Genomic DNA, 22,726 nt, shown 5'->3' with positions numbered 1-22,726 from the left:
ATACGGAAATTATCCATGTCTCAGACTGTCTATGACGCGCTGGTGATCGGCTCCGGCGCCGCCGGCTCCTTCGCCGCCAAGGAATTAACTGCCCAAGGGCTGTCGGTATTGCTGCTCGAAGCCGGCCCCGCGGTGACGCAGAAAGATTTCGATCCGAACCGCAAGAAGGCGCCGGCGAGCAGCATCAATATCTGGGAGCGCGCACGCGCCACGCTAAAGGGCCAGCCCATCCAGGCGCGCGCCGCCTTCTTTACCGAGCGCTTCAGCCATTTCTTCGTGAACGATCGCAAGAACCCCTATACGACGCCGAAGGATGCGCCGTTCCTGTGGATACGAGGCCGTCAGGGCGGCGGCCGCCTGCATAGCTTTGGCCGAGTGCTGCTGCGCTGGACCGACGACGATTTCAAGATCCGGTCGAAGACCGGCAGGGGCGTCGACTGGCCGCTTTCCTATGACGAGCTCGCTCCCTACTATGCGGAGGTCGAAACCAGCCTTGGCCTTTATGGCAATGAGGATGGCGTGGACACATTGCCCGACGGCGTCTACGCCCATCCGGCAAAGCTGACGCCGGCCGAAGAGACTTTCAAGACCGAAGTCGAGGGACGTTGGCCCAAGCGGCATGTGGTTTCCTGGCGGTATATCGCGCCCGACGCCGAGCGTACGCCGAAGCCGCTACGAGAGGCGTTGGCGACCGGACGGCTGACGATCCGCCATGACGCCATCGTGCGCCGTATCACCACCGACGATGCCGGCGGCCGGGCGACGGGTGCCGAGTTCATCGATCGAGTGACCGGCAAGGTCGAGGCCGCCCGAGCAGCCATTGTCGTGCTCTCGGCATCGCCGATCGAAAGCGTGCGGCTACTTCTCAATTCGTCCAGCGCTCGCCATCCCCATGGGCTTGGCAACAGCTCGGGCGCACTCGGGCGCTATTTCATGGATCAGCTTCCATGTCTTGCCTTCGGCTCCTTCTCCAAGGCGAAGGGATGGGCGGCCGATGATTCCGCGCCTGTCGATCCCTTCTACAATCCCTCCGGCGGCATCTTCGTCCCGCGCTTTGGAGAGGGCGATGCCGGTCGTGATGATTTCGACTATCAGGGAAGCATCGGTCGAGCCCCGACGCCGGATGACGAGCCTTCGCGGCTGGCCTTCTTCGGCTTCGGCCGCATGCTGCCCTATGCCGACAATCGCATCACGCTCGATGCACGACGGAAGGATGCCTGGGGGATCCCCGTTCCTCATATCCGATGTGCCATGGGCGAGGAGGAATACACCCTGCTGCGCCGGCAGGAAGAGGTGCTGATCGAGATGATCCGTGGCGTCGGCGGCGAGCTGGAATTCATCGGCTCGCCCACCGGCCTTAGAGAAATGGGCCGTGGCGCCTTCCCGGATGCCGATCCGTTCAGCCGTTTCATGTTCCGCACATGGTTCCGCAAGACCATGTGCATGGGCGCCGCCATCCACGAAACCGGCGGTGCACGCATGGGGACATCGAGCCAGGAATCCGTCCTCAACGCCCATAACCAGAGCTGGGACATACCCAACTTGCTCGTGACGGATGCTTCCGCCTTTCCGGGCAGCGGCATTGCCGGCACCACGCTGACCGTGATGGCCCTGACCATCCGCGCCTGCAGAAACATCGCCGATCAATATCGCGCCGGTCAGATATGATCGGCGTCCAGCCGGATTGAGTGCGCTCCGCCTTCGGTAGCCTTCCATTTTGGTTACCGGGCTCGCCGCAATCCTTCATAGCCGCTGTCTGTGTGGCCTTCACGGTTTCGCCAGGCGATGGAAATAGTTTGGCTTTGTCACCTTCCGGCTATAGATAGCATACATATCTTCTTGCCCGCACCGCACGAAGCGCTGGTGCAGGACGGAGGGATGGCTTCGACCATCAAGTAACGGCTCCGAAACCGGAAGAAATTCGCGCGGAAATAGCTCGAAAATTTAGAATGTCTTTCGCGAATTGCAGGGAAATCCGGCTCTAGCGCGCAAAGCCATTAAAAGCGCACAATCCCCCCTCGCCACGAAGCGTTGAAAGCCGCTTCTCGCGGCCCGCATCTGGAGGAGATGCGGGCAAGCCCCATGATTTCACGAGCGTCGGGAACGCTTAGGGAGGAACAATGCTTGAACGACTTTTCAAATTGAGTGAGCACGGTACATCCGTGCGCACCGAGCTCATCGCAGGCGTCACGACGTTCCTGACGATGTCCTACATCATCTTCGTCAATCCGGATATTCTGTCGACGACTGGCATGGACCGCAATGCAGTCTTTGTCGCCACCTGTCTCGCAGCCGCGCTCGGTTCGATCGTCATGGGCCTTGTTGCCAATTGGCCGATCGGCATGGCGCCGGGCATGGGACTCAATGCCTTCTTCGCCTTCACCGTCGTTGCCGCACTCGGCTTTACCTGGCAGCAGGCGCTCGGAGCGGTTTTCATCTCCGGTTGCATCTTCGTTCTGCTGACGGTGACCGGCGTGCGCAGCTGGCTGATCGCCGGTATCCCGCATTCGCTGAGGAGTGCGATTGCCGCAGGTATCGGTCTCTTTCTGGCGATCATCGCGCTGAAGAGCGCTGACATCGTCGTTGCAAACAAGGCGACCCTCATCGGCCTCGGCGACCTGAAGCAGACCGGCCCCCTTCTCGCAATCTTCGGCTTCTTCGTCATCGCCGTTCTCGATGCGCTGAAAATAAGAGGTTCGATCCTCATCGGCATTCTCGCCGTCACCATTCTCTCCTGGATCCTTGGCGTCAGCCAGTTTCACGGCATCGTTTCGGCGCCGCCGTCCATCATGCCGACCTTTTTGCAACTCGACATCGTCGGCGCTCTCCATGGCGGTCTGGTTCATATCATCCTCGTCTTCGTGCTGGTCGAAGTCTTCGACGCCACCGGGACGCTGATCGGCATCGCCAAGCGTGCGAACCTGATCCAGGACGGAAAGCCGAACCGCTTAAGTAGGGCTCTGCTTGCCGACAGCGCCGCCATCGTCGCCGGCTCGCTGATGGGCACGAGCAGCACGACAGCCTTCGTGGAAAGCGCTTCGGGCGTGCAGGCTGGCGGCCGCACAGGCCTGACCGCGATCACCATCGCCGCCCTCTTCATCGCCGCCCTCTTCTTCTCGCCGCTCGCAGCTTCCGTTCCCGCCTATGCGACGGCTCCGGCGCTGCTCTATGTCGCCGGCCTGATGATGCGCGAGCTGACCGAGATCGAATGGGATGACCTGACAGAGGCGGCACCGGCGGCAATCACCGCGCTTGCCATGCCCTTCACCTACTCGATCGCCAACGGCCTTGCCTTCGGCTTCATCACCTATGTCGCCGTGAAGGTCTTCACCGGCCGCTGGTCGATGCTGCATCCGGCAACGCAGATCGTCGCCGCCCTGTTCGTCGTACGCTTCGCCTTCTTTGCGGATTAACGGTGGATATTAAATGCAAGACCGGATCATTCGCTGGAACGACCCGGTCTTTTGGCATTCGAGAGCCGTTGGAAGCGGGAACTTGCTCTAGCAAATAAGGGGCGTTGCGATGGCAGCGCCCCTTCCAACATCTGAACCGATCCAGCTCCTTTCAGCGGATCAAAAACGTCTCCTCATAGAAATGCTCCTCGAGATTGACGCCCTTGCCGCCGCGATCGATGACGATGAAGTCGGAGACACCATCGAGGGGCGTCAGAATACCGTGCCAGACATTGCGCCAGATATTGACGCCCTGGCCGGGCCTGGTGCGGAACGCCACCGGCTCGCCCGGACCATTGTTCGTCTGCGGCGCTGCAACGACGAGGAATGGATTGCAGGTCAGCGGCACAAAGGCCTGGCTGCCGAGGGGATGCCGCTCGACCATCTTCAGCTCCAATGGCAGCGCATAGGGTTCGCCGCGCAGCCAGCTGATCATCGTACGTGCCTCCTCGCCGATCGCTTCGACCTTTGCGAGGTCATGGTAGCGAACGCATTTGCCGGCATTGATGGGATAGCTGTGCGCACCCTCCATTTCGATCACATCGCCGAAAGACGCGAATGCGGCTCTTGTCAGCGGTTGAATTTCGATCACTTTCATTCATGGTCTCCCGTTTCCATTCTCCGAAGTCATCTCTTCCTCGATCGACGATATGTTCGCTTGGGTTCGACGCCTGACCCGCGGTGCGGGCAGCAGAAATCGACCGGAGCGCGGCTGGCACTCCGGCAGCCGCCATGCGGCGGCTATTTCCATGGTCGATCACTGCCGACGCTGATCGCGAAGACCACGACATCGGTTTCCCGCCAGTTGCGGCAAGGTTTTTCTGCCACCAAGCGTCTCAAACTGACACCCATCAGGGCCAGCCGAAAATCGGCGCACTCATTACTTCCGCCATGCAGCGAGACCGGCGAAAACCTGCCTTTTCATGAAATGCATATCGCGATATCGGCACGTATTTCGACGCCTCAGTGCATGCGAAATGCGCAAGTCGAGCTCATCCGTCCCGCCGCGACATCGTATGAAACGTTCCTCCAAACGTCTTCGATACCCAATGTCTAACCGCAAATCGCGCGCGCTATTCCCCTTGGAAATTTTGAAAGTCTCGAAGGTTACAGCTGCTTTTCATGGGAATGGGCCTGGCCGATAGTAGAGACAGGAGCGCTACGTTCGGGAGAAAAGCATGCAGTCTCACTCGCCAGGAGCCGGACGGCTCACGACCCATGTATTGGATACGGCGCTTGGCAAGCCCGCCCGGGGCCTGCGCATCGAACTCTACCGGATCGAGGGCGATGCACTGGACCTCGTGAAGTCTACGGAGACCAACGACGACGGTCGCTGCGATGCGCCGCTGCTGTCGGGAGAAACCATGCAGGCGGGCATCTATGAGTTGCGCTTTCATGCCGGCGACTATCTCCGTCGCGCATCGGATGGCCCAATGTTTCTAGACATCATCCCGATCCGTTTCGGTCTTGCCGACGAACGCGCGCATTACCATGTGCCGCTCCTCCTCTCGCCCTACAGCTATTCCACCTACCGTGGGAGCTGAGCGATGACATCGACGACAATCCGCTCCGAACTTCGTTTCATTCTCAACGGCCGGGACGTCGTTCTTACCGACGTGGCACCAGACCAGACGCTGCTTGACTGGCTGCGCCTCTCCCGCTCGCTGAAGGGCACCAAGGAAGGCTGCGCCGAGGGCGACTGCGGCGCCTGCACCGTGCTTGTGGGGCGGCTGACGCCAGCGGGCGGCCTCGTTTACGAGGGCGTCAACGCCTGCATTCGCTTCCTTGGCTCACTGGACGGCTGTCACGTGGTCACCGTCGAGCATCTCGCCCCGAGCGACGAGCACCTGCATCCGGTGCAGCAAGCCATGATCGACTTTCACGGTTCGCAATGCGGCTTCTGCACGCCAGGTTTCGTCATGTCGCTCTACGGACTTTGGATGCAGACGCCGAACCCGACGGACGAGCAGATCGAAACGGCGCTCCAGGGCAATCTCTGTCGCTGCACCGGCTATGAGCCGATCCTGCGCGCTGCCCGCTCCATCTCCAGCTATGGCGGGACACAAGACGACCCGCTGCTGATAGAGCGCGAAACCATGATCGCGCGCCTGCAGGCCCTTCGCGACGGCGCCCGCGTCGAAATCGGCGAGGGTCGTAATCGGCTTATTGTGCCGGCGGACCTTGATGATCTCGCATCGTTTCTGAAGGCATCGCCGACGGCAACCGTGGTGGCCGGCTCGACCGATGTCGGCCTCTGGGTCACCAAGCACATGCGCGACATCACGCCGGTCGTCTTCGTTGCCGGGCTGCAGGAATTGAAATCGATCGGGGTGAAAGACGGGCTCGTCACCATCGGCGCCGGCGTCACCTATTCGGAGGCGATCGCGACGCTGTCGCAGCATATTCCGGCGCTCGGGCCGCTGATTACCCGCATCGGCGGCCAGCAGGTGCGCAACATGGGCACGATCGGCGGCAACATCGCCAATGGTTCGCCGATCGGCGATACGCCGCCAGCCTTGATCGCACTCGGGGCATCCCTGACCTTGCGCAAGGGCGCCGTCCGGCGCACCATCGCGCTTGAAGACTTCTTCATCGCCTATGGCAAACAGGACCGCCAGCCCGGCGAATTCGTCGAAGCCGTGCATATTCCGGTTCCTGCAGCTTCGGAGAAATTCGCCATCTACAAGGTGACGAAGCGCCGGGACGAGGACATTACCGCCACGCTCGGCGCCTTCCGGCTGACACTTGGCGAAGATGGCACGGTTGCCGAAATCCGGATCGCCTATGGCGGCATGGCCGCAACGCCAAAGCGGGCTTTCGCCGTCGAAAAGGCATTGCTCGGCCAGCCCTGGAACGAGCAAACTGTAAATCTGGCTATGGAGAAATATGCCGAGGATTACGCGCCGCTGACCGACATGCGCGCCACGGCGGAATATCGTGCGCTGGCGGCAAGGAACCTTCTGCTGCGCTTCTTCCTGGAAACGACGTCCAATGAGGCACCGGTTCAGGTGTCTAGATATGAGGCGGCATAGGCCATGAACAAACACGCTTCAGACATCAAGGCCGAAACCATCGTTGGCGGGGTTCATACCAGCCCCCGTCATGACTCCGCGCACAAACATGTTTCCGGTGCCGCCGTTTATATCGACGACATTACCGAACCGACCGGAACGCTGCATGCAGGGCTTGGCCTATCCACCGTTGCGCACGGCATCCTGAAATCCGTCAATCTGACAGAAGTGCGCGCCGCGCCCGGCGTGGTCGCCGTGCTCACCCATGAGGACGTGCCTGGCGTCAACGATATCTCCCCCTCCTACATGAACGACGACCCGGTGCTTGCCGCCGGCAAGGTCGAGTTTCATGGTCAGCCGATCTTCTGCGTGATCGCCGAAACGCGTGAGCAGGCCCGCCGCGCCGCAAAGCTGGCAAAGATCGAATACGAGGAATTGCCGGCCGATATCGACATCTGGGATCTCGACGTTTCGACCCATCGGCAGGTGGTTACACCGCTTACGCTGAAGCGCGGCGATGCGGATGCCGCCCTCAACAGCGCTCCGCGCCGCGTGAAGGGCCGCATGCGGCTGGGCGGCCAGGATCACTTCTATCTTGAAGGCCAGGTCTCGCTTGCCGTGCCCGGCGAGGATGACGAGGTCGTCGTCTATTGCTCCACCCAAGGCCCGAGCGAGACGCAGCATATGGTCGCCCACGCGCTGGGCGTCCCGAGCAATGCTGTTACGATCGAGGTTCGCCGTATGGGTGGCGGCTTCGGCGGCAAGGAAACCCAGGCAAACCAGTGTGCTGCGATCGCGGCCATCGCCGCAAAGAAGCTGAAGCGTGCCGTCAAGATCCGGCTCGACCGCGATGAAGACATGGTGGCGACCGGCAAAAGGCATGATTTTGCCATCGACTACGATGTCGGCTTCGACGATGAAGGCCGCATCCTCGGCGTCGATTACACCTTCGCGCTGCGCGCCGGATTTTCCGCCGATCTCTCCGGTCCCGTGGGCGATCGCGCGCTGTTTCATTGCGACAATGCCTATTTCTTTCCACATGTGCGGGCGAAGTCGGCGCCGCTCTATACCAACACCGTCTCCAACACGGCCTTCCGCGGCTTCGGCGGCCCGCAGGGAATGGTGGGCGCCGAACGTGTCATCGACGAAGTCGCCTTCGCTGTCGGCAAGGACCCGCTCGACATCCGCAAGCTGAATTTCTACGACGCAATGGGCGTTCAAGGCGAACGCAACCTCACCCCCTATCACCAGAAGGTCGAGGACTGCATCATCCAGCGCATCGTTGCCGAACTGGAAGAAAGCGCAGATTATGCCGGGCGCCGCAAGGCAATTTCCGAATTCAACGCCAGGAGCCGTATCGTCAAGCGCGGCATCGCGCTGACCCCGGTGAAATTCGGCATTTCCTTCACCAAGACGGAATCGAACCAGGCCGGCGCGCTGGTGCATGTTTATAGCGACGGTTCCGTGCACATGAATCATGGCGGCACCGAAATGGGACAAGGCCTGCATCTGAAGGTGGCGCAGGTCGTGGCGGAAGAGTTCCAGATCGATCTCGACCGGGTAAAGATCACCGCGACGACGACAGCCAAGGTGCCGAACACCTCACCAACGGCTGCTTCTTCCGGCGCCGATCTTAACGGCATGGCGGCGCAGAACGCTGCACGCCAGATCAAGGAACGACTGATCGCCTTTGCCGCGGAAAGCCATCACGTGCCGCGCGACCGGGTTCTCTTCCTGCCCAACCGGGTGCGCATCGGCGACATCGAGATGCCGTTCGACGATCTCGTCAAGAAAGCCTATATGGCCCGCGTCCAGCTTTCAGCCGCCGGCTTCTACAAGACACCGAAGATCCATTGGGACCGCAAGGCGGGCCGTGGCCACGCCTTCTACTACTATGCCTATGGCGCGGCGTGCTCGGAAGTATCGATCGATACGCTGACGGGGGAATATGTGGTCGAACGCACCGATATCCTCCACGATACCGGACGCTCCCTGAACATGGCCATCGATATCGGTCAGGTCGAGGGCGGCTTCATCCAGGGCATGGGATGGCTGACGACGGAGGAGCATTGGTGGGATGGCGAGGGGCGTCTTCGAACGCACGCGCCCTCGACTTACAAGATCCCGCTTGCATCCGACCGCCCGAAGATTTTCAATGTAGCCCTGACCGATTGGTCGGAGGCCCATGAACCGACGATCCATCGTTCCAAGGCCGTGGGCGAACCGCCGCTGCCGCTCGGGCTTTCCGTCTTGCATGCGCTTTCGGATGCCGTGGCGAGCGTCGCCGACCATAAGATCTGCCCGCGTCTCGACGCGCCGGCAACGCCCGAACGGGTGCTGATGGCGATCGAGCGCCTCAAGGCGGCGAAGAAGGAGTAAGATCATGCCTGCCGCCCGTGAAGATATCCGGGATTTCCTGCGCCGCGAACCGGCATCGATGCTCGTCGAGGTGACGGGGGTCGCAGGTTCCGCGCCGCGCGATGCGGATGCCTGGATGCTGGTATCGGAACGGGCAATCTTTGCGACGATCGGCGGCGGCGCACTGGAGTATATGGCGATCGACCAGGCACGACGGACACTGCGCTCCGGCCTTGCGGCGGAGCCGATGAACGTACCGCTCGGTCCGGAGATCGGCCAGTGCTGCGGCGGCCGGGTGGGCCTCGCCTTCACCACGCTTAACCCGAAGCTTGCGAATGACCTCATAGCTCGGAGCGACCGCGAGATGGCCGCACGCCCACATGTCTATGTTTTCGGCGCCGGCCATGTCGGCGATGCCCTCGCCATGGCGCTTTCGCTGGCACCGTTACGCGTGGTGCTTGTCGATACGCGGGAAGAGGAGCTGATTGCCTCCAACGTGCCGCGCATCGAGACCTGTCTCACAGCCATGCCGGAAGCCGTGGTGCGCGATGCGCCCGCCGGCAGCAGCTTCGTCATCCTCACTCATGACCACGCGCTCGATTTCCTGATTGCCGCAGAAGCGCTCAAGCGCTCGGATGCCGCCTATGTCGGCATGATCGGCTCCAAGACGAAGCGCGCCACCTTCCGCAACTGGCTGTCGCGCGAAAGCGGCGAGACGGAGCTTTTCGATCGCCTCATCTGCCCGATCGGCGGAACGGCTGTGAAAGACAAACGTCCGACCGTCATCGCTACACTGGCGGCCGCCGAGATCATGACGGCAGCGCTGAGCTGGACGGCTGATCACGCAAGGTTTGCGGGCAGCGTTAACCGCCCGTAGCCACAGCGGCGGGCTCATCTTCGAGCAGCTTGCCGATCAGCCGCTGGCAGCGCTCCGCCATGAAGTCGATCATCAGCCGCACCTTGGGGTCCTGAAACCGTTTGTGCGGATAGATGGCCGCAAGTTGAACCGGCGCCGGAGGGCTCTCCTTCAGGATCTCGACCAATCGCCCTTCTTTCAGATAGGCCTTCACCTCGAACAGCGGTTTGTTGATGATGCCGCGATCTTCCAGCGCCCATTGGGTGAGCACGTCGCCGTCGTCGCTGTCATAGGGGCCCGCGACTTCGAATTTGCGGGGGCCTTCTGCGGTCATCAGCGTCCAGTAATATTCCTTCGAGCCAGGATAGCGCAGCAGAAGACAGTCGTGTTTGTCGGCAATTAGAGCATCCGCGCGCGCCGGTACGCCGCGGCGCGCGAGATAGGTCGGCGAAGCACACAGCACGCGCTCGCAGTTGAGGATGCCGCGCATGCGCAGGTTGGAATCTTCCAAGACGCCGAGCTTGAAGGCGACGTCGACACCCTCCGCAAGGATATCGACATTGTGATCCGACAGGCGCAGGCGTACTTCGATATCCGGATATTTGTCGTGAAACTCCGGAATGCCCGAGGCGATCAGCCTTCGGCCGATGCCGAGTGGCGCGGTGATCCTCAGCGAACCCTTCGGATTGCGTGAGAGATCGGCGATCGCCGCTTCCGCCTCATTGACAGCCTCGATGATCTTCACCGCCTTTTCGTAGAAAACGCGGCCATGCTCGGTCGGCGAGAGCTTACGCGTGGTGCGGTTGAAGAGGCGCACGCCAAGATGGCGCTCGAGCTCCTTGATGCGATTGCTCGCGACCGCAGGCGTGACGCGCTGGTCGCGTCCCGCTGCCGAGAGAGTACCGAGTTCGACCACGCGAACGAAGACACGGACATTATCGAGATAGGACATGGCACCTTTCTACCACATCGGCACGCGGAACAAACCAGGGTTCATCTTATAGATTTTTTTGAAAGTGTTGGCGGATTCACTGGGATTTTCGAGAAAATCACGCGATGGCAAACAGTCCCGTAAAGATCGGGCCTATGAAGGCCGGGAGGAGTTCCCATGTATGAATATGCCATCGCCTGGGACTGGCTGACATTTGCCGTCCGCTGGCTGCACGTCATCACCGCCATCGCCTGGATTGGCTCGTCGTTCTATTTCGTAGCACTTGACCTAGGCCTGAAAAAACATCCGGCACTGCCGCCGGGAGCCTACGGAGAGGAGTGGCAGGTCCACGGCGGCGGCTTTTACCATATCCAGAAATATCTGGTAGCGCCGGCCAACATGCCTGATCATCTCGTCTGGTTCAAATGGGAGAGCTACGTCACCTGGTTGTCGGGCTTCGGCATGCTCTGTCTCGTCTATTATGCCGGCGCCGACCTCTATATGATCGACCCGGCCGTGCTTGACGTTTCCAAGCCGGTGGCGATCGCCATTTCGCTCTGCTCGATCGCAGGCGGCTGGCTCCTATACGACCTGATCTGCAAGTCGCCCTTTGGCAATGACAATACGCGGCTGATGGTGGCGCTCTATTTCATTCTGGTGGCAGTGGCGTGGGGCTATACGCATCTGTTTACCGGCCGCGCCGCCTTCCTGCATCTCGGCGCCTTCACGGCGACGATCATGTCGGCCAACGTATTCTTCATCATCATTCCGAACCAGAAGATCGTTGTCGCCGACCTGCTTGCCGGGCGCACGCCAGATGCTAAATACGGCAGGATCGCCAAGCAGCGGTCGACGCATAACAACTACCTGACGCTGCCGGTGCTGTTCCTGATGCTGTCGAACCACTATCCGCTGGCGTTCGGCACGCAGTTCAACTGGATCATCGCCTCGCTCGTCTTCCTGATGGGGGTCACGATCCGCCACTGGTTCAACACCCGGCACGCCAATGCCGGTAACCCGACCTGGACCTGGCTTGCCACCGTCATCCTGTTCATCATCATCATGTGGCTCTCCACGGTGCCGAAGATCCTGGCCGGCGAACCAACAACGAAGGTCTCTGCCATCCAGCAGCCCTTCATCACGGCGCAGGATTTCCCGAAGGTCCGCGACACCGTGATGGGACGCTGCTCCATGTGCCATGCGAAGGAGCCGAGCTGGGAGGGGATCGTTGCGCCGCCGAAGGGCGTGATGTTCGAGACCGACCGCGACATCGCCGCCCATGCGCGCGAGATCTACCTGCAGGCTGGCCGCAGCCATGCCATGCCGCCCGCCAACGCCTCGCACATAACCGACGAGGAGCGCCGGCTGCTCGTCTCCTGGTACGAAAATGCCATCAATGGGGAGAAAACCCGATGAATGAAGTCCTGATCCGCGGCCGTGTGCTGACCTTCCTTGCCGAACCGCAGGGCATCGACGATACCATCTCCTATCGTTACATCGAGGATGGCGCGGTTTATGTTCGCGATGGCAAGATTGTTGATATCGGTGCCTATGGCGACATTCGCAAGCTGGCAGACGCCGGTATCCGGATCGCGGACCATCGCCCGAACCTTATCCTGCCGGGCTTTATCGACACGCACCTTCATTTCCCGCAGACGCAGGCGATCGCCTCCTATGGCGCGCAACTGCTCGAATGGCTGAACACCTATATCTTCGTCGAGGAACAGAAGTTCGCCCGCGCCGCCCATGCGGCCGAAGTGGCGGACCGTTTCATGGACGAACTCCTATCCAACGGCACGACGACGGCCGTCGCCTATTGTTCGGTGCACCCGGAAAGCGTCGATGCCTATTTCGCGGCAGCCGAAGCGCGCGGCATGTGCATGATCGGCGGCAAGGTGATGATGGACCGCAACGCGCCGGATCCACTGCGCGATACGCCGCAGCGCGGCTATGACGAGACGAAGCGGTTGATTGCGAAATGGCACGGCCGCGGCCGCGCGCATTATGCCGTCAGCCCACGCTTTGCGATTACCTCGACGCCCGAGCAGATGGAAATGAGCAAGGCTCTCGTTGCCGAACACCCGGATTGCTACGTTCAGACGCATCTCTCGGAAAATCGGGACGAGATCGCCTTTGCTACCTCTCTTTATCCCGAGGCCAAGGATTATACGGATATCTATGCCCGCTACGGTCTGCTCAACGACCGCATGCTGCTCGGCCATTGCATCCACATGAGCGAACGGGAAGTCGCGGTGCTTGCGGAGACGGGCGCGGTGGGTGTCTTCTGCCCGACCTCGAACCTCTTCCTAGGCTCGGGGCTCTTCAATGCCGCTCAGTTCGACAAGGTCGGTGCACGCTGGTCCGTTGCAACCGATGTCGGCGCCGGCACCAGCTTCTCGATGCTGGAAACGATGGATGAGGCCTACAAGGTGCTGCACCTGCAGGGGCAGCGGCTGACGCCATTCAATTCCTTCTATCGCATGACACGCGGCAACGCTCTCGCACTCGGGCTCGAAAAGCAGATCGGCTCGCTGCAGGCGGGCGCGGACGCCGATATCGTCGTGCTTGATTCCCGCGCCAAGTCGGCGATGGAATTCCGCATGCGCACCGCGACCTCATTGGCCGAGGAGCTCTTTATCCTGCAGACCATGGGCGACGATCGCTGCGTCGCCGAAGTCTATGTCGCGGGTAAAGCGATGAAAACCAGAAGCAATCGAACGCCGGAAGCGGCAGTACGCGAACAACTGCAGTTCGCCTGACCCACTATGCGGCGGGCCGTCAACGCCATCGTCTCTGGAAGAGAGACGATGGCGAAGGCGTTTTTATACCCGCTTCGATTTTCCGCCCATTGCCTTCGTCAATTCTTCTGCCGCGGCCCGCACAACCGGACCGAGCGCCGCGACCCTTTCATCCGGCAGCCGCACGGCCGGACCTGAAATCGAGATTCCGGCAATAGCCTCGCCATATTCGTCGAAGATCGGCGCGGCGACGCATCGCATGCCGAGCGTGTGTTCCTCATCGTCGATCGACCAGCCGCGAGAGCGGATCTCGGCCATATCCGCAAGCAGCATAGGCAGTGTATCCCGGGTTTTGTCGGTGAAATGCTGGAGCGAACGCTCCCCGAGCAGGGCCCCGATCTGACTGTCCGCCCAGGTGGAGAGGATCGCCTTGCCGATACCGGAGGCATGGATCGGCCCACGCCGACCAGGACGGAAAAAGGCGCGCATCGGCGCATGGCTTTCCGCCTGGGAGATGAAGACGACGTCGCCATCTTCCTCGATGGCAATATTGGCGGTCTCGCCAGACGCCTCCATCAACTGCTTGAGGAAAGGCCGGCTGATGGTACCGAGCTTGCGGAAGCGCAAATAGGCCGTTCCGATCTCGAAGGCTTTCACCCCGATCGTCCAGGCGCCGGTCTCCTCGTCATGCGCCACCATGCCGTGCTGGGCGAGAGAAGTCAGCAGCCGATGGACGGTGGACGGCGCCATGGCCGATCTATCGGCGAGATCGGTCAGAACCGCGCCATCGGCTTCGGCCACCAACTCCAAGAGTTTCAGACTTCGATCGAGCACCTGGACGGATGAAGCCGCCGCATTCTCTGCCGGCTTCCGACCCGGCCTGCCCCTCGTCTTTTCCCGATTTTCCGCCATGACGCTCACTTTACCGAACGCACGCCGCGCAATTCGGCGCGGCCCGCTTGGGCTTCATGACATATCCGCTTCGCTGCGATTGTTCCAGATTCCTTGAAAATGTTTATTTCCATATGATGGGATTGATTTCCATTTTTAGATTGCACTTGTTCGCCCATGCGGTACCTTCGATCCAGAAACGGAGGAAATTCCCATGGCGAAGATGCGCGCAGTCGATGCCGCAGTGCTGGTTCTGGAAAAGGAAGGCGTCAATTGCGCCTTCGGCGTTCCCGGCGCTGCGATCAACCCCTTCTATTCGGCGATGAAGGCACGCGGTTCGATCCGCCATGTACTTGCCCGCCACGTCGAGGGCGCAAGCCATATGGCCGAGGGCTACACCCGCGCCCGCGCGGGCAATATCGGTGTGTGCATCGGAACGTCTGGACCTGCCGGCACCGACATGATCACCGGTCTCTATTCGGCCTCGGCCGACTCTATCCCGATCCTCTGCATTACCGGCCAGGCGCCGCGCGCCCGTCTCGACAAGGAAGATTTCCAGGCCGTCGATATCGCGAAGATAGCAGCACCCGTCACCAAATGGGCCGTGACCGTCATGGAGCCGGCGCTCGTCCCTTACGTCTTCCAGAAGGCATTCCACACGATGCGCTCCGGTCGCCCCGGCCCGGTCCTCATCGATCTGCCTGTGGACGTCCAGCTCGCCGAGATCGAGTTCGATATCGAAACCTATGCCTCACTCGAACCCTACAGGCCATCGGCGACGCGGGCACAGGCAGAAAAAGCGCTCGCCATGCTGAACGCGGCCGAACGGCCGCTGATCGTCGCGGGCGGCGGTATCATCAACGCCGATGCTTCCGACCTGCTCGTCGAATTCGCCGAGATCACAGGCGTTCCGGTCATCCCGACGCTGATGGGTTGGGGCACGATCCCGGACGATCATCCATTGATGGCCGGCATGTGCGGGCTGCAGACCTCGCATCGCTACGGCAATGCAACGCTGCTTGCCTCCGATTTCGTCTTCGGGATCGGCAATCGCTGGGCCAATCGCCATACCGGCAATGTCTCCACCTATACCGAGGGGCGGACCTTCGTGCATGTCGATATCGAACCGACCCAGATCGGCCGTGTCTTCGCTCCGGATTTCGGCATCGTCTCCGACGCCGGTGCTGCGTTGAAGCTCTTCCTCGACGTTGCGACGGAATGGAAGACGGAAGGCAAGCTGCGCGATTGGTCGACCTGGGCGGAGGAATGCCGCGAGCGCAAGCGCACCATGCTGCGCAAGACGCATTTCGACCAGACGCCGCTGAAGCCGCAGCGCGTTTACGAGGAGATGAACAAGGCTTTCGACCGCGATACCTGCTATGTCTCGACCATCGGACTTAGCCAGATCGCCGGCGCGCAGTTCCTGCATGTCTACAAGCCGCGCAACTGGATCAATTGCGGCCAGGCAGGCCCGCTCGGCTGGACGCTGCCGGCAGCGCTCGGCGTGCGCGCTGCCGATCCGGACCGCCCGATCGTCGCCCTATCCGGCGACTACGACTTCCAGTTCCTCATCGAGGAGCTGGCGGTTGGGGCGCAACACAAGCTTCCGTATCTGCATGTGGTCGTGAACAATTCCTATCTCGGCCTCATTCGCCAGGCCCAGCGCGGCTTCAACATGGATTTCGAGGTCAGCCTCGCCTTCGAGAACATCAATGCCACTGACAACGCCGAACCCGGCTATGGCGTCGACCATGTCGCCGTTGCCGAAGGGCTCGGCTGCAAGGCGATCCGGGTGCGCAGCCCGAACGAATTCCAAGAGGCGTTCACGACAGCAAAGCAGCTGATGGCAGAGCATCAGGTTCCCGTCGTCATCGAGTTCATTCTGGAGCGCGTCACCAACATCGCCATGGGCGCCGACATCAATGCGGTCGTCGAGTTCGAGGAACTTGCCGAACGTGGCGAGGATGCCCCAACCGCAATCCTCGCTCTGCTGGACTGAAGGAGCAATAACATGCCGAAGTTTGCGGCCAATCTCACTATGCTTTTCACCGAGGCGCCGTTTCTGGATCGCTTCGCGCTGGCCGCCAAGGCCGGTTTCGAGGGCGTCGAATATCTCTTTCCCTATGATTTTGCGAAGGAAGCGCTGCGCGCCGAACTCGATCGTCATGGCCTGACCCAGGTGCTGCACAATCTGCCCGCCGGCAATTGGGCCGGCGGCGAGCGAGGGATCGCGATCCTGCCCGATCGCATCGACGAATTCCGCCGCGGCGTTGCCTCGGCGATCGACTATGCGACGACGCTCGGCTGCAGACAGGTCAACTGCCTTTCCGGCATCGCGCCGGCCGGCGTGCCCGATGAGGTGCTGCGGACCACCTTCGTCGTCAACCTCAAATATGCGGCGGAAGAGCTCGGCAAGCATGGGATACGGCTGCTGATCGAGCCGATCAACAGGTTCGACATTCCGGGGTTTTATCTCAACACGCCGGACCAGGCGGCCTCGATCATCGCCGAAGTCGGCAGCGACAATCTGTCCATTCAGTACGACCTCTATCACCAGCAGCGCACGGAGGGCGAGTTGATCGGCACCTTCAAGAAGCACCAGGCGCAGATCGCCCATGTGCAACTTGCCGACAATCCGGGTCGCAACGAACCAGGCACCGGCGAGATCGCCTACCCCTTTGTCTTCGAAACGCTCGATGCGCTCGGCTACGACGGCTGGATCGGCTGCGAATATAAGCCGCGCACGACGACCGCGGCGGGGCTCGGCTGGTTTGCCGCAGCCGGACGCCACGCCGAAGGCGCCGCCATTCTCAATATCAGGAGCTAACAACCATGGCACATATCGGATTTATCGGCCTCGGCATCATGGGAACCCCCATGGCGCGCCACCTGCAAAATGCCGGCCACATCGTCGTCACATCGAAGTTTTCGATTCCGCCGCGCCAGGAGCTGCTCGACAACGGCCTGCAATTTGTCGAAACGCCGAAGGCGCTCGCCGAAACCGTCGATACCATCATCCTGATGCTGCCGGATACGCCCGAGGTCAAAGACGTGCTCTTCGGCGAGAACGGGGTTGCCTACGGCTTGTCCAAGGGCAAGCTCGTCATCGACATGAGCTCGATCTCGCCGATCGAGACCAAGGAATTCGCCAGGAAGGTTCGGGAAACGGGCGCCGAATATGTCGACGCGCCCGTCTCCGGTGGCGAAGTCGGTGCCAAGAACGCCTCGCTCTCGATCATGGCCGGCGGTTCCGAAGCCAGCTTCGAGCGGGCGCTGCCGCTCTTCCAGCTGATGGGCAAGAACATCACGCTCGTTGGCGATTGCGGCGATGGCCAGGTCACAAAGGTCGCCAACCAGATCATTGTCGCATTGACGATCGAGGCCGTGTCCGAGGCCCTCGTCTTTGCCTCGAAGGCCGGTGCCGATCCGGCCCGCGTGCGCTCGGCCCTGATGGGCGGCTTTGCCTCCTCACGCATCCTGGAAGTGCATGGCGAACGGATGATCAAGCGCACCTTCGAACCGGGGTTCCGCATCTCCCTGCATCAGAAGGATTTGAACCTTGCCCTGCAAGGCGCCAAGGCTCTCGGCGTCTCGCTGCCGAACACTGCGGCAACGCAGGAGCTTTTCAACCAATGCGCCGCCAATGGCGATAGCGGGCTCGATCATTCCGGTCTCGTCAAGGCGCTGGAGCGCATGGCGAACCATCCCGTCGCGTAACATGTGAGAGACCCGATGCCTGACATCGCCGATCCCCGCGCCTTTCTGGAAAGGCTCTTCTATGCAGCGGTTGCGGCTGCCGATCCGGACAAGGCGCTCGCCGCCCATCTGCCGGAAAAACCGAGGGGCCGGACGGTGGTGGTCGGTGCCGGCAAGGGAGCGGCGCAGATGGCTCGGGCCTTCGAGCGTCTCTGGGATGCACCGCTCTCCGGCGTTGTTGTGACGCGTTACGGCTACGCCGTGCCGTGTGAGCGTATCAAGGTTCTCGAAGCCGCCCATCCCGTACCGGATGAAAGAGGGCTGCTCGCAGCGGAGCGGTTGATGGCTGCGGTCAGCGGTCTTAACGAAGACGATCTGGTCGTCGCCCTTATTTGCGGCGGCGGCTCGGCACTGCTGCCCGCGCCGGCCGGCGATCTCACGCTTGTCGATGAGATCGCCGTCAACCGGGCCTTGCTTGCCTCCGGCGCACCGATCGGCGCCATGAATGCCGTGCGCAAGCAGGTCTCGCGTATCAAAGGAGGGCGGCTGGCGGCCCTTGCCCATCCGGCCCGCGTCGTCTCTCTGGTCGTTTCCGATATTCCCGGCGACAACCCCGCCCTGGTTGCCTCCGGCCCGACTATTCCCGACCAGACGACCCGCGCCAATGCACTTGCGATCATAGAACATTATGGTCTCGATTTACCTGACGCGGTGATGCGTCATCTCGAGGATGGCACGGATGAGCCGCCCCTGCCCTCGGACCCTCGTTTCGCCCGCAACGAGGTAAAGCTCGTTGCTTCGGCGGCTATCGCACTGGATGCTGCTGCCGATGTCGCCCGCAAGGCCGGCGTCGAGACGATCGTGCTTTCCGATGCCATCGAGGGCGAAGCATCGGAAGTCGGTCGTCAACATGGGGCGATCGTAGCCAAGATCCTGCAGCGGGGGCTGGCATCGCAAGAACCCATGCTTCTTCTGTCTGGCGGGGAAACCACGGTAACGATCAGGGGCAAAGGCAAAGGCGGCCGCAACAGCGAGTTCCTCCTATCCTTCGCCTGCGCCATTTCCGGCCAAAAGGGCATTTCGGCGCTTGCCGCCGACACGGACGGTATCGACGGTTCCGAAGACAATGCAGGCGCCTTTGCCGACGGCACCACCGTTTCACGGCTTGCCGCTCGAGAGAAGGATGCAGCCGAATTCCTGGAGCGCAACGACAGCTGGTCGGCCTTCGCCGCGATCGATGACCTATTCGTCACCGGACCGACCGGCACGAACATCAACGACTTCCGTGCCATTCTTCTAGACCCGCTGGATTGAGGCCAGGCGACCCAGGCGATCGGAATCATCAAGACGCCAGATGTCACCTAGTCAACGAAATGCCGGGTAAAGCTTATGGCGCCGAGGCTCATAGAGCTGCTCTGAATTAACGAGGGCCTCGGCCAGAGCTCAATTCCGCCTTCATTGACGAGAATATTATTCCAAGATCGTTTCGGAAGTTAGCAAATCACTATAGGGTTGATACCGACTCGGCGGTGCGTACGCTTTGAGCGAGTCCGCTTTGCCGCCGAGCAAGACAATCCTGCGAAGAAAAGCCGACATGCCCAAGAGAACCTCCCCGCTCGTCGCGTTTCAGTCCAAGACATTCCGTTCTCTCTGGTCGGCAACACTCATCTCCAATCTCGGCGGATTGGTCGAAGGTGTGGGGGCTGCCTGGCTGATGACCAGCCTCGCCACCTCCCATGGCATGGTCGCCCTGGTTCAATCCTCCACGACGCTGCCTGTCATGATCTTTTCGCTCGCTGCCGGCGCGCTTGCCGACAATTACGACCGAAGACGGATCATGCTGATCGCGCAGACGCTGATGCTCAGCGTATCGGCAACGCTGGCGATCCTGTCCTACAGCAATGCCTTGACGCCCTGGCTACTGCTTTGCTTCACCTTCATGATCGGCTGCGGCGGCGCGCTGCATAACCCGTCATGGCAGGCATCCATGGGCGATGTCGTGCCGCGCGAGCATCTGCCGGGTGCGGTGGCGCTCAACAGCATGAGCTATAACCTCATGCGCAGCATCGGGCCGGCGATCGGCGGCGTCATCGTGGCGGCTGCAGGCGCGGCCTTCGCGTTTCTCTTCAACGTCTTCTGTTATTTTGCACTAATCTTCACTCTATGGCGCTGGAAGAAGGCACCTGTGCGCAACACGCTGCCGCGCGAGTCTTTCGGCAGCGCAATGTCTGCCGGATTTCGCTACGTCCAGATGTCGCCGAACCTGCTCAAGGTGATGTGCCGCAGCTTCGTCTTCGGCCTGACGGCAATCGTCATTCTGGCTTTGCTGCCTCTCGTTGCACGCGATCATGTGCATGGCACTGCCATCACCTACGGCATCATGCTCGGCTTCTTCGGCTTCGGCGCCATCTGCGGCGCGATGCTGATCGGCCGTATCCGCGATGCGCTGAGCAATGAATGGGTGATCCGTGGTGCCTTCTTCACGCTGGCCGTCAGCTGCTTCTTCCTGGCGCTTAGCGACCAGGTATGGCTAAGCTGCCTTCTGCTCATGCCGGCCGGCGTCGCATGGGTGCAGGCCTTTTCTCTCTTCAACGTCACGGTTCAGCTTTCCACGCCGCGCTGGGTCGTCGGCCGCGCTTTGTCTCTCTATCAGACCGCCACCTTCGGTGGCATGGCTGTGGGGAGCTGGCTCTGGGGCGAACTGGCCGATGCCCATGGCGTGACCGGCGCCCTCCTCATCGCAAGCGCCGCTCTCGGTATTGGCGGTCTGCTTGGCCTCCTGTTGCAGCAGCCGGACTTCGAATCCCTCAATCTGGATCCGACGAACACCTTCAGCGAGCCGCAATTGCAGCTCGACCTGCGCCCCAGAAGCGGCCCTATCCTCGTCATGGTGGACTACGACATCGAGCAGGAGGACGTCGAGGAATTCCTGGCCGTCATGGCGAAGCGCCGCCGGATGAGAATCCGCGATGGCGCGAAGCAATGGTCGCTGTTGCGCGATCTCGAAAAGCCAAACACCTGGACGGAAAGCTACCATCTGCCGACATGGATCGACTATGTCCGCCACGGCCAGCGCCAGACGCATGCCGATGTCGAGGTCGCCGAACAGCTAGATAGACTGCATCGTGGCGACGGGCCGCCGGTCATTCACCACATGATCGAACGGCAGACGGTGCCCCGGCACGACGACATGCCCCTGAAACCCTATCTGGATGCGACGTGACGGAGCGGTCGCAGACCTGCTCCAGGCGACATGATCATGTTGCATTTCTTTTTGGCCTCGAACTATCGGTTCAAAGTGAAAACCAGCGGGCTCGATCCGTCGATTGATCCTGCGAGGCAAAAAGGTCACACCCTGCAGGCATTTGATATCACATCATCGTAAAGTCGGGGAAGGATCCACAACCTTATATTGAGCTATCAATCAAAATGCCTATCTTCCCGCGCTGCTAATGTGGGCGCCAAATCACTCCCAGGATTTTGCGAAGCATATGCTTCGCTCCTCGCCTTGCGGCTGCCTACGCAACCATTCGGAGTTTCAGGGCAGACAATGATATTTCCGACGATTAAGCTTCCCCAGAGAGCCATCATGCTCGCTCAGGGCGTGATTACGATGCCGAAGGCCGCCTATTTCGCCCTGGCGATCGTGATCGCGCTTACGGTTTTCATAACAGTTTATGAAGCGCCAGGCATATTGAGGGATTGGACGATCAGCCAAAACCCCATCAATCTCGTCGATGGTGATATCCGCGACGGAAAATGCTCGACCCGAAGAGGCTTCTTCATCACCTGTGAGGCGCACCTCAAATATGCCTACAATGGGCAGACCTTCGACAAGGATGTCGAAATCATGTTCGTCGATATCCATGCCGGCGACTATGACACTGACCTCGTCATCTCCAGAGATCATCCAGACTTGGCGACCCTCAGCCTCGGACTGGATATGCTCTGGAACCGGATCATAACGCTTGCCGTCTTCGTCGCTCTTCTTGGCGGCGCCTGCATTGCCGCGATCTTCCAGATCCTGCGCGTCTGGCGCGCCCGCGGACAACTGCGCCGGCCTGCCCAGCTTGAGCCGGTCCCCGTGGAAATCACCGCTTTCCAGCGACGCGGCAAGCGGCTGATGGTGGCCTATGCCGACAAGATCGGCGGCAGAAAAACCGGACGGGCGGCCCATACGAATTTCGGGCCTGGAGAGGAGCCACTGGTCGTCGGCGCAAAGGGCGACAAGGCCGTGGCACTGGCCGTCTGGCATGGGAATACGGCTCTCCCAGTGCTTTTGGACAGCCGGCTGGAACGCATCGACATCTCGGCGGACGAACGCGCGGGCATTCTCGCTCCGCTCACAGCGGAACTTGGCGCTCATCCGCCGGAACTCATTGTTCAAGGGAAGAGAGGGCCGTCCGTCATGGCACGGCTTGCCAGGGGGTTCCTAGTTATCCTTCTCTTCATTGTCGGCATTTTCGGCTACTGGGTCTGGTATGTGACCAGCGCCGGCTCGCAATTCACTTCCCCCGCCATGGATATCAACAATATGATGCCGGCACCCCTCAACCGCTGGGGCTGCGATCAGTTGAAGAAGCGTTTCGGCGATCAGCGCGCGCCCTTCGGATGCACCGCCTCGGACTATACGAGCTGGAAGTAATATTCGACCAGCCGAGATGGACGCGATCCCTCCAGCGAGGTCGCGTTCATCCGGACATTCTCCCCTTTCATTCCCTGATCTCCGACGCAAGAACGTCATCGTTCGTGACGGGTACATCGTTCCGAGGACAGCTCGACCGGATACGCCG

Annotated in this window: 18 protein-coding genes; 14 read left to right on the top strand and 4 right to left on the bottom strand. The window is 61.0% G+C overall.

The annotated features are described in order from the left end of the window. The first annotated feature begins 15 nt into the window (after positions 1 to 15). Together FHX05_RS15285 and FHX05_RS15280 are read left to right on the top strand one after the other, a co-directional pair. Complete coding sequence (locus tag FHX05_RS15285; protein ID WP_183872716.1) at positions 16 to 1,668, top strand: GMC family oxidoreductase; 1,653 nt, start codon at positions 16 to 18, stop codon at positions 1,666 to 1,668. A 452-nt stretch (positions 1,669 to 2,120) separates the two neighbouring features. Beyond that, positions 2,121 to 3,413: an NCS2 family permease gene (locus FHX05_RS15280; RefSeq protein ID WP_183872714.1), complete on the top strand. Its 1,293-nt coding sequence runs from the start codon at positions 2,121 to 2,123 to the stop codon at positions 3,411 to 3,413. Between the two features lie 151 nt (positions 3,414 to 3,564). Here the strand turns inward: FHX05_RS15280 and FHX05_RS15275 are convergent, their stop codons facing one another. Then, positions 3,565 to 4,050: an ureidoglycolate lyase gene (locus tag FHX05_RS15275; RefSeq protein WP_183872712.1), complete on the bottom strand. Its 486-nt coding sequence runs from the start codon at positions 4,048 to 4,050 to the stop codon at positions 3,565 to 3,567. A gap of 580 nt (positions 4,051 to 4,630) precedes the next feature. On the opposite strand from FHX05_RS15275, the gene uraH reads away from it, so the two are divergent. Genes uraH through xdhC form a run of 4 tightly spaced genes read left to right on the top strand, consistent with a single transcriptional unit; the run spans position 4,631 to position 9,698 of the window. Beyond that, the gene (uraH, locus tag FHX05_RS15270; protein ID WP_183872710.1) at positions 4,631 to 4,996 is read left to right on the top strand and encodes a hydroxyisourate hydrolase; all 366 of its coding nucleotides are present in this window, start codon (positions 4,631 to 4,633) and stop codon (positions 4,994 to 4,996) included. A 3-nt stretch (positions 4,997 to 4,999) separates the two neighbouring features. After that, positions 5,000 to 6,484, top strand: coding sequence for a xanthine dehydrogenase small subunit (xdhA, locus tag FHX05_RS15265; RefSeq protein ID WP_183872708.1), 1,485 nt, complete (start codon positions 5,000 to 5,002; stop codon positions 6,482 to 6,484). A 3-nt stretch (positions 6,485 to 6,487) separates the two neighbouring features. After that, a complete protein-coding gene (gene xdhB / locus FHX05_RS15260) occupies positions 6,488 to 8,842 on the top strand; it encodes a xanthine dehydrogenase molybdopterin binding subunit (protein WP_183872706.1) in 2,355 nt (784 codons plus the stop codon). A gap of 4 nt (positions 8,843 to 8,846) precedes the next feature. Continuing rightward, on the top strand, positions 8,847 to 9,698 hold the full coding sequence (gene xdhC, locus FHX05_RS15255; protein WP_183872704.1) for a xanthine dehydrogenase accessory protein XdhC: 852 nt from the start codon (positions 8,847 to 8,849) through the stop codon (positions 9,696 to 9,698). On the opposite strand, the gene FHX05_RS15250 is transcribed toward xdhC, so the two are convergent. Further along, entirely contained in the window at positions 9,685 to 10,629 is a 945-nt protein-coding gene (locus FHX05_RS15250; protein ID WP_183872702.1) for a LysR family transcriptional regulator, read from the bottom strand. The genes xdhC and FHX05_RS15250 overlap by 14 nt on opposite strands. A gap of 156 nt (positions 10,630 to 10,785) precedes the next feature. Between FHX05_RS15250 and FHX05_RS15245 the strand changes: the two genes are divergently transcribed. Together FHX05_RS15245 and guaD are read left to right on the top strand one after the other, a co-directional pair. Then, positions 10,786 to 12,024, top strand: a complete 1,239-nt coding sequence (locus tag FHX05_RS15245; protein WP_183872700.1) for a urate hydroxylase PuuD — start codon at positions 10,786 to 10,788, stop codon at positions 12,022 to 12,024. After that, on the top strand, positions 12,021 to 13,367 hold the full coding sequence (guaD, locus tag FHX05_RS15240) for a guanine deaminase (protein ID WP_183872698.1): 1,347 nt from the start codon (positions 12,021 to 12,023) through the stop codon (positions 13,365 to 13,367). The genes FHX05_RS15245 and guaD overlap by 4 nt, the downstream gene beginning before the upstream one ends. 63 nt (positions 13,368 to 13,430) lie before the next feature. Here the strand turns inward: guaD and bhcR are convergent, their stop codons facing one another. Then, entirely contained in the window at positions 13,431 to 14,258 is an 828-nt protein-coding gene (gene bhcR / locus FHX05_RS15235; RefSeq protein ID WP_183872696.1) for an HTH-type transcriptional regulator BhcR, read from the bottom strand. 5 nt (positions 14,259 to 14,263) lie between these two features. Next, entirely contained in the window at positions 14,264 to 14,416 is a 153-nt protein-coding gene (locus tag FHX05_RS15230; protein ID WP_183872694.1) for a hypothetical protein, read from the bottom strand. Positions 14,417 to 14,451: 35 nt separating this feature from the next. Between FHX05_RS15230 and gcl the strand changes: the two genes are divergently transcribed. The 6 genes from gcl to FHX05_RS15200 all read left to right on the top strand — a co-directional run bounded on the left by gcl (position 14,452) and on the right by FHX05_RS15200 (position 22,578). Then, positions 14,452 to 16,236, top strand: coding sequence for a glyoxylate carboligase (gcl, locus tag FHX05_RS15225; RefSeq protein WP_183872692.1), 1,785 nt, complete (start codon positions 14,452 to 14,454; stop codon positions 16,234 to 16,236). Positions 16,237 to 16,248: 12 nt separating this feature from the next. Beyond that, a complete protein-coding gene (gene hyi, locus FHX05_RS15220; protein ID WP_183872690.1) occupies positions 16,249 to 17,064 on the top strand; it encodes a hydroxypyruvate isomerase in 816 nt (271 codons plus the stop codon). Positions 17,065 to 17,069: 5 nt separating this feature from the next. Beyond that, positions 17,070 to 17,954: a 2-hydroxy-3-oxopropionate reductase gene (glxR, locus tag FHX05_RS15215; protein WP_183872688.1), complete on the top strand. Its 885-nt coding sequence runs from the start codon at positions 17,070 to 17,072 to the stop codon at positions 17,952 to 17,954. 15 nt (positions 17,955 to 17,969) lie between these two features. Beyond that, complete coding sequence (locus FHX05_RS15210; protein WP_183872686.1) at positions 17,970 to 19,247, top strand: glycerate kinase; 1,278 nt, start codon at positions 17,970 to 17,972, stop codon at positions 19,245 to 19,247. A gap of 280 nt (positions 19,248 to 19,527) precedes the next feature. Further along, positions 19,528 to 21,156, top strand: coding sequence for an MFS transporter (locus tag FHX05_RS15205; RefSeq protein ID WP_112609931.1), 1,629 nt, complete (start codon positions 19,528 to 19,530; stop codon positions 21,154 to 21,156). A 366-nt stretch (positions 21,157 to 21,522) separates the two neighbouring features. Next, positions 21,523 to 22,578 (top strand): hypothetical protein, encoded by a 1,056-nt coding sequence (locus FHX05_RS15200; protein WP_246698955.1) that lies wholly within the window; start codon positions 21,523 to 21,525, stop codon positions 22,576 to 22,578. Positions 22,579 to 22,726: the final 148 nt, after the last annotated feature.

Origin of the sequence: Rhizobium sp. BK491, from assembly GCF_014194925.1 — a bacterium.
Classification (GTDB): domain Bacteria; phylum Pseudomonadota; class Alphaproteobacteria; order Rhizobiales; family Rhizobiaceae; genus Rhizobium.
Note: the sequence above shows the minus strand (reverse complement) of the source record. Positions and strands in the feature narration are given on the sequence as shown.

Bases quoted from the DNA above. Each gene is read 5' to 3' on its own strand.
- FHX05_RS15285 (WP_183872716.1), top strand. From the start codon at position 16: ATGTCTCAGACTGTCTATGACGCGCTGGTGATCGGCTCCGGCGCCGCC.
- FHX05_RS15280 (WP_183872714.1), top strand. From the start codon at position 2,121: ATGCTTGAACGACTTTTCAAATTGAGTGAGCACGGTACATCCGTGCGC.
- FHX05_RS15275 (WP_183872712.1), bottom strand. From the start codon at position 4,050: ATGAAAGTGATCGAAATTCAACCGCTGACAAGAGCCGCATTCGCGTCT.
- uraH (WP_183872710.1), top strand. From the start codon at position 4,631: ATGCAGTCTCACTCGCCAGGAGCCGGACGGCTCACGACCCATGTATTG.
- xdhA (WP_183872708.1), top strand. From the start codon at position 5,000: ATGACATCGACGACAATCCGCTCCGAACTTCGTTTCATTCTCAACGGC.
- xdhB (WP_183872706.1), top strand. From the start codon at position 6,488: ATGAACAAACACGCTTCAGACATCAAGGCCGAAACCATCGTTGGCGGG.
- xdhC (WP_183872704.1), top strand. From the start codon at position 8,847: ATGCCTGCCGCCCGTGAAGATATCCGGGATTTCCTGCGCCGCGAACCG.
- FHX05_RS15250 (WP_183872702.1), bottom strand. From the start codon at position 10,629: ATGTCCTATCTCGATAATGTCCGTGTCTTCGTTCGCGTGGTCGAACTC.
- FHX05_RS15245 (WP_183872700.1), top strand. From the start codon at position 10,786: ATGTATGAATATGCCATCGCCTGGGACTGGCTGACATTTGCCGTCCGC.
- guaD (WP_183872698.1), top strand. From the start codon at position 12,021: ATGAATGAAGTCCTGATCCGCGGCCGTGTGCTGACCTTCCTTGCCGAA.
- bhcR (WP_183872696.1), bottom strand. From the start codon at position 14,258: ATGGCGGAAAATCGGGAAAAGACGAGGGGCAGGCCGGGTCGGAAGCCG.
- FHX05_RS15230 (WP_183872694.1), bottom strand. From the start codon at position 14,416: ATGGGCGAACAAGTGCAATCTAAAAATGGAAATCAATCCCATCATATG.
- gcl (WP_183872692.1), top strand. From the start codon at position 14,452: ATGGCGAAGATGCGCGCAGTCGATGCCGCAGTGCTGGTTCTGGAAAAG.
- hyi (WP_183872690.1), top strand. From the start codon at position 16,249: ATGCCGAAGTTTGCGGCCAATCTCACTATGCTTTTCACCGAGGCGCCG.
- glxR (WP_183872688.1), top strand. From the start codon at position 17,070: ATGGCACATATCGGATTTATCGGCCTCGGCATCATGGGAACCCCCATG.
- FHX05_RS15210 (WP_183872686.1), top strand. From the start codon at position 17,970: ATGCCTGACATCGCCGATCCCCGCGCCTTTCTGGAAAGGCTCTTCTAT.
- FHX05_RS15205 (WP_112609931.1), top strand. From the start codon at position 19,528: ATGCCCAAGAGAACCTCCCCGCTCGTCGCGTTTCAGTCCAAGACATTC.
- FHX05_RS15200 (WP_246698955.1), top strand. From the start codon at position 21,523: ATGCTCGCTCAGGGCGTGATTACGATGCCGAAGGCCGCCTATTTCGCC.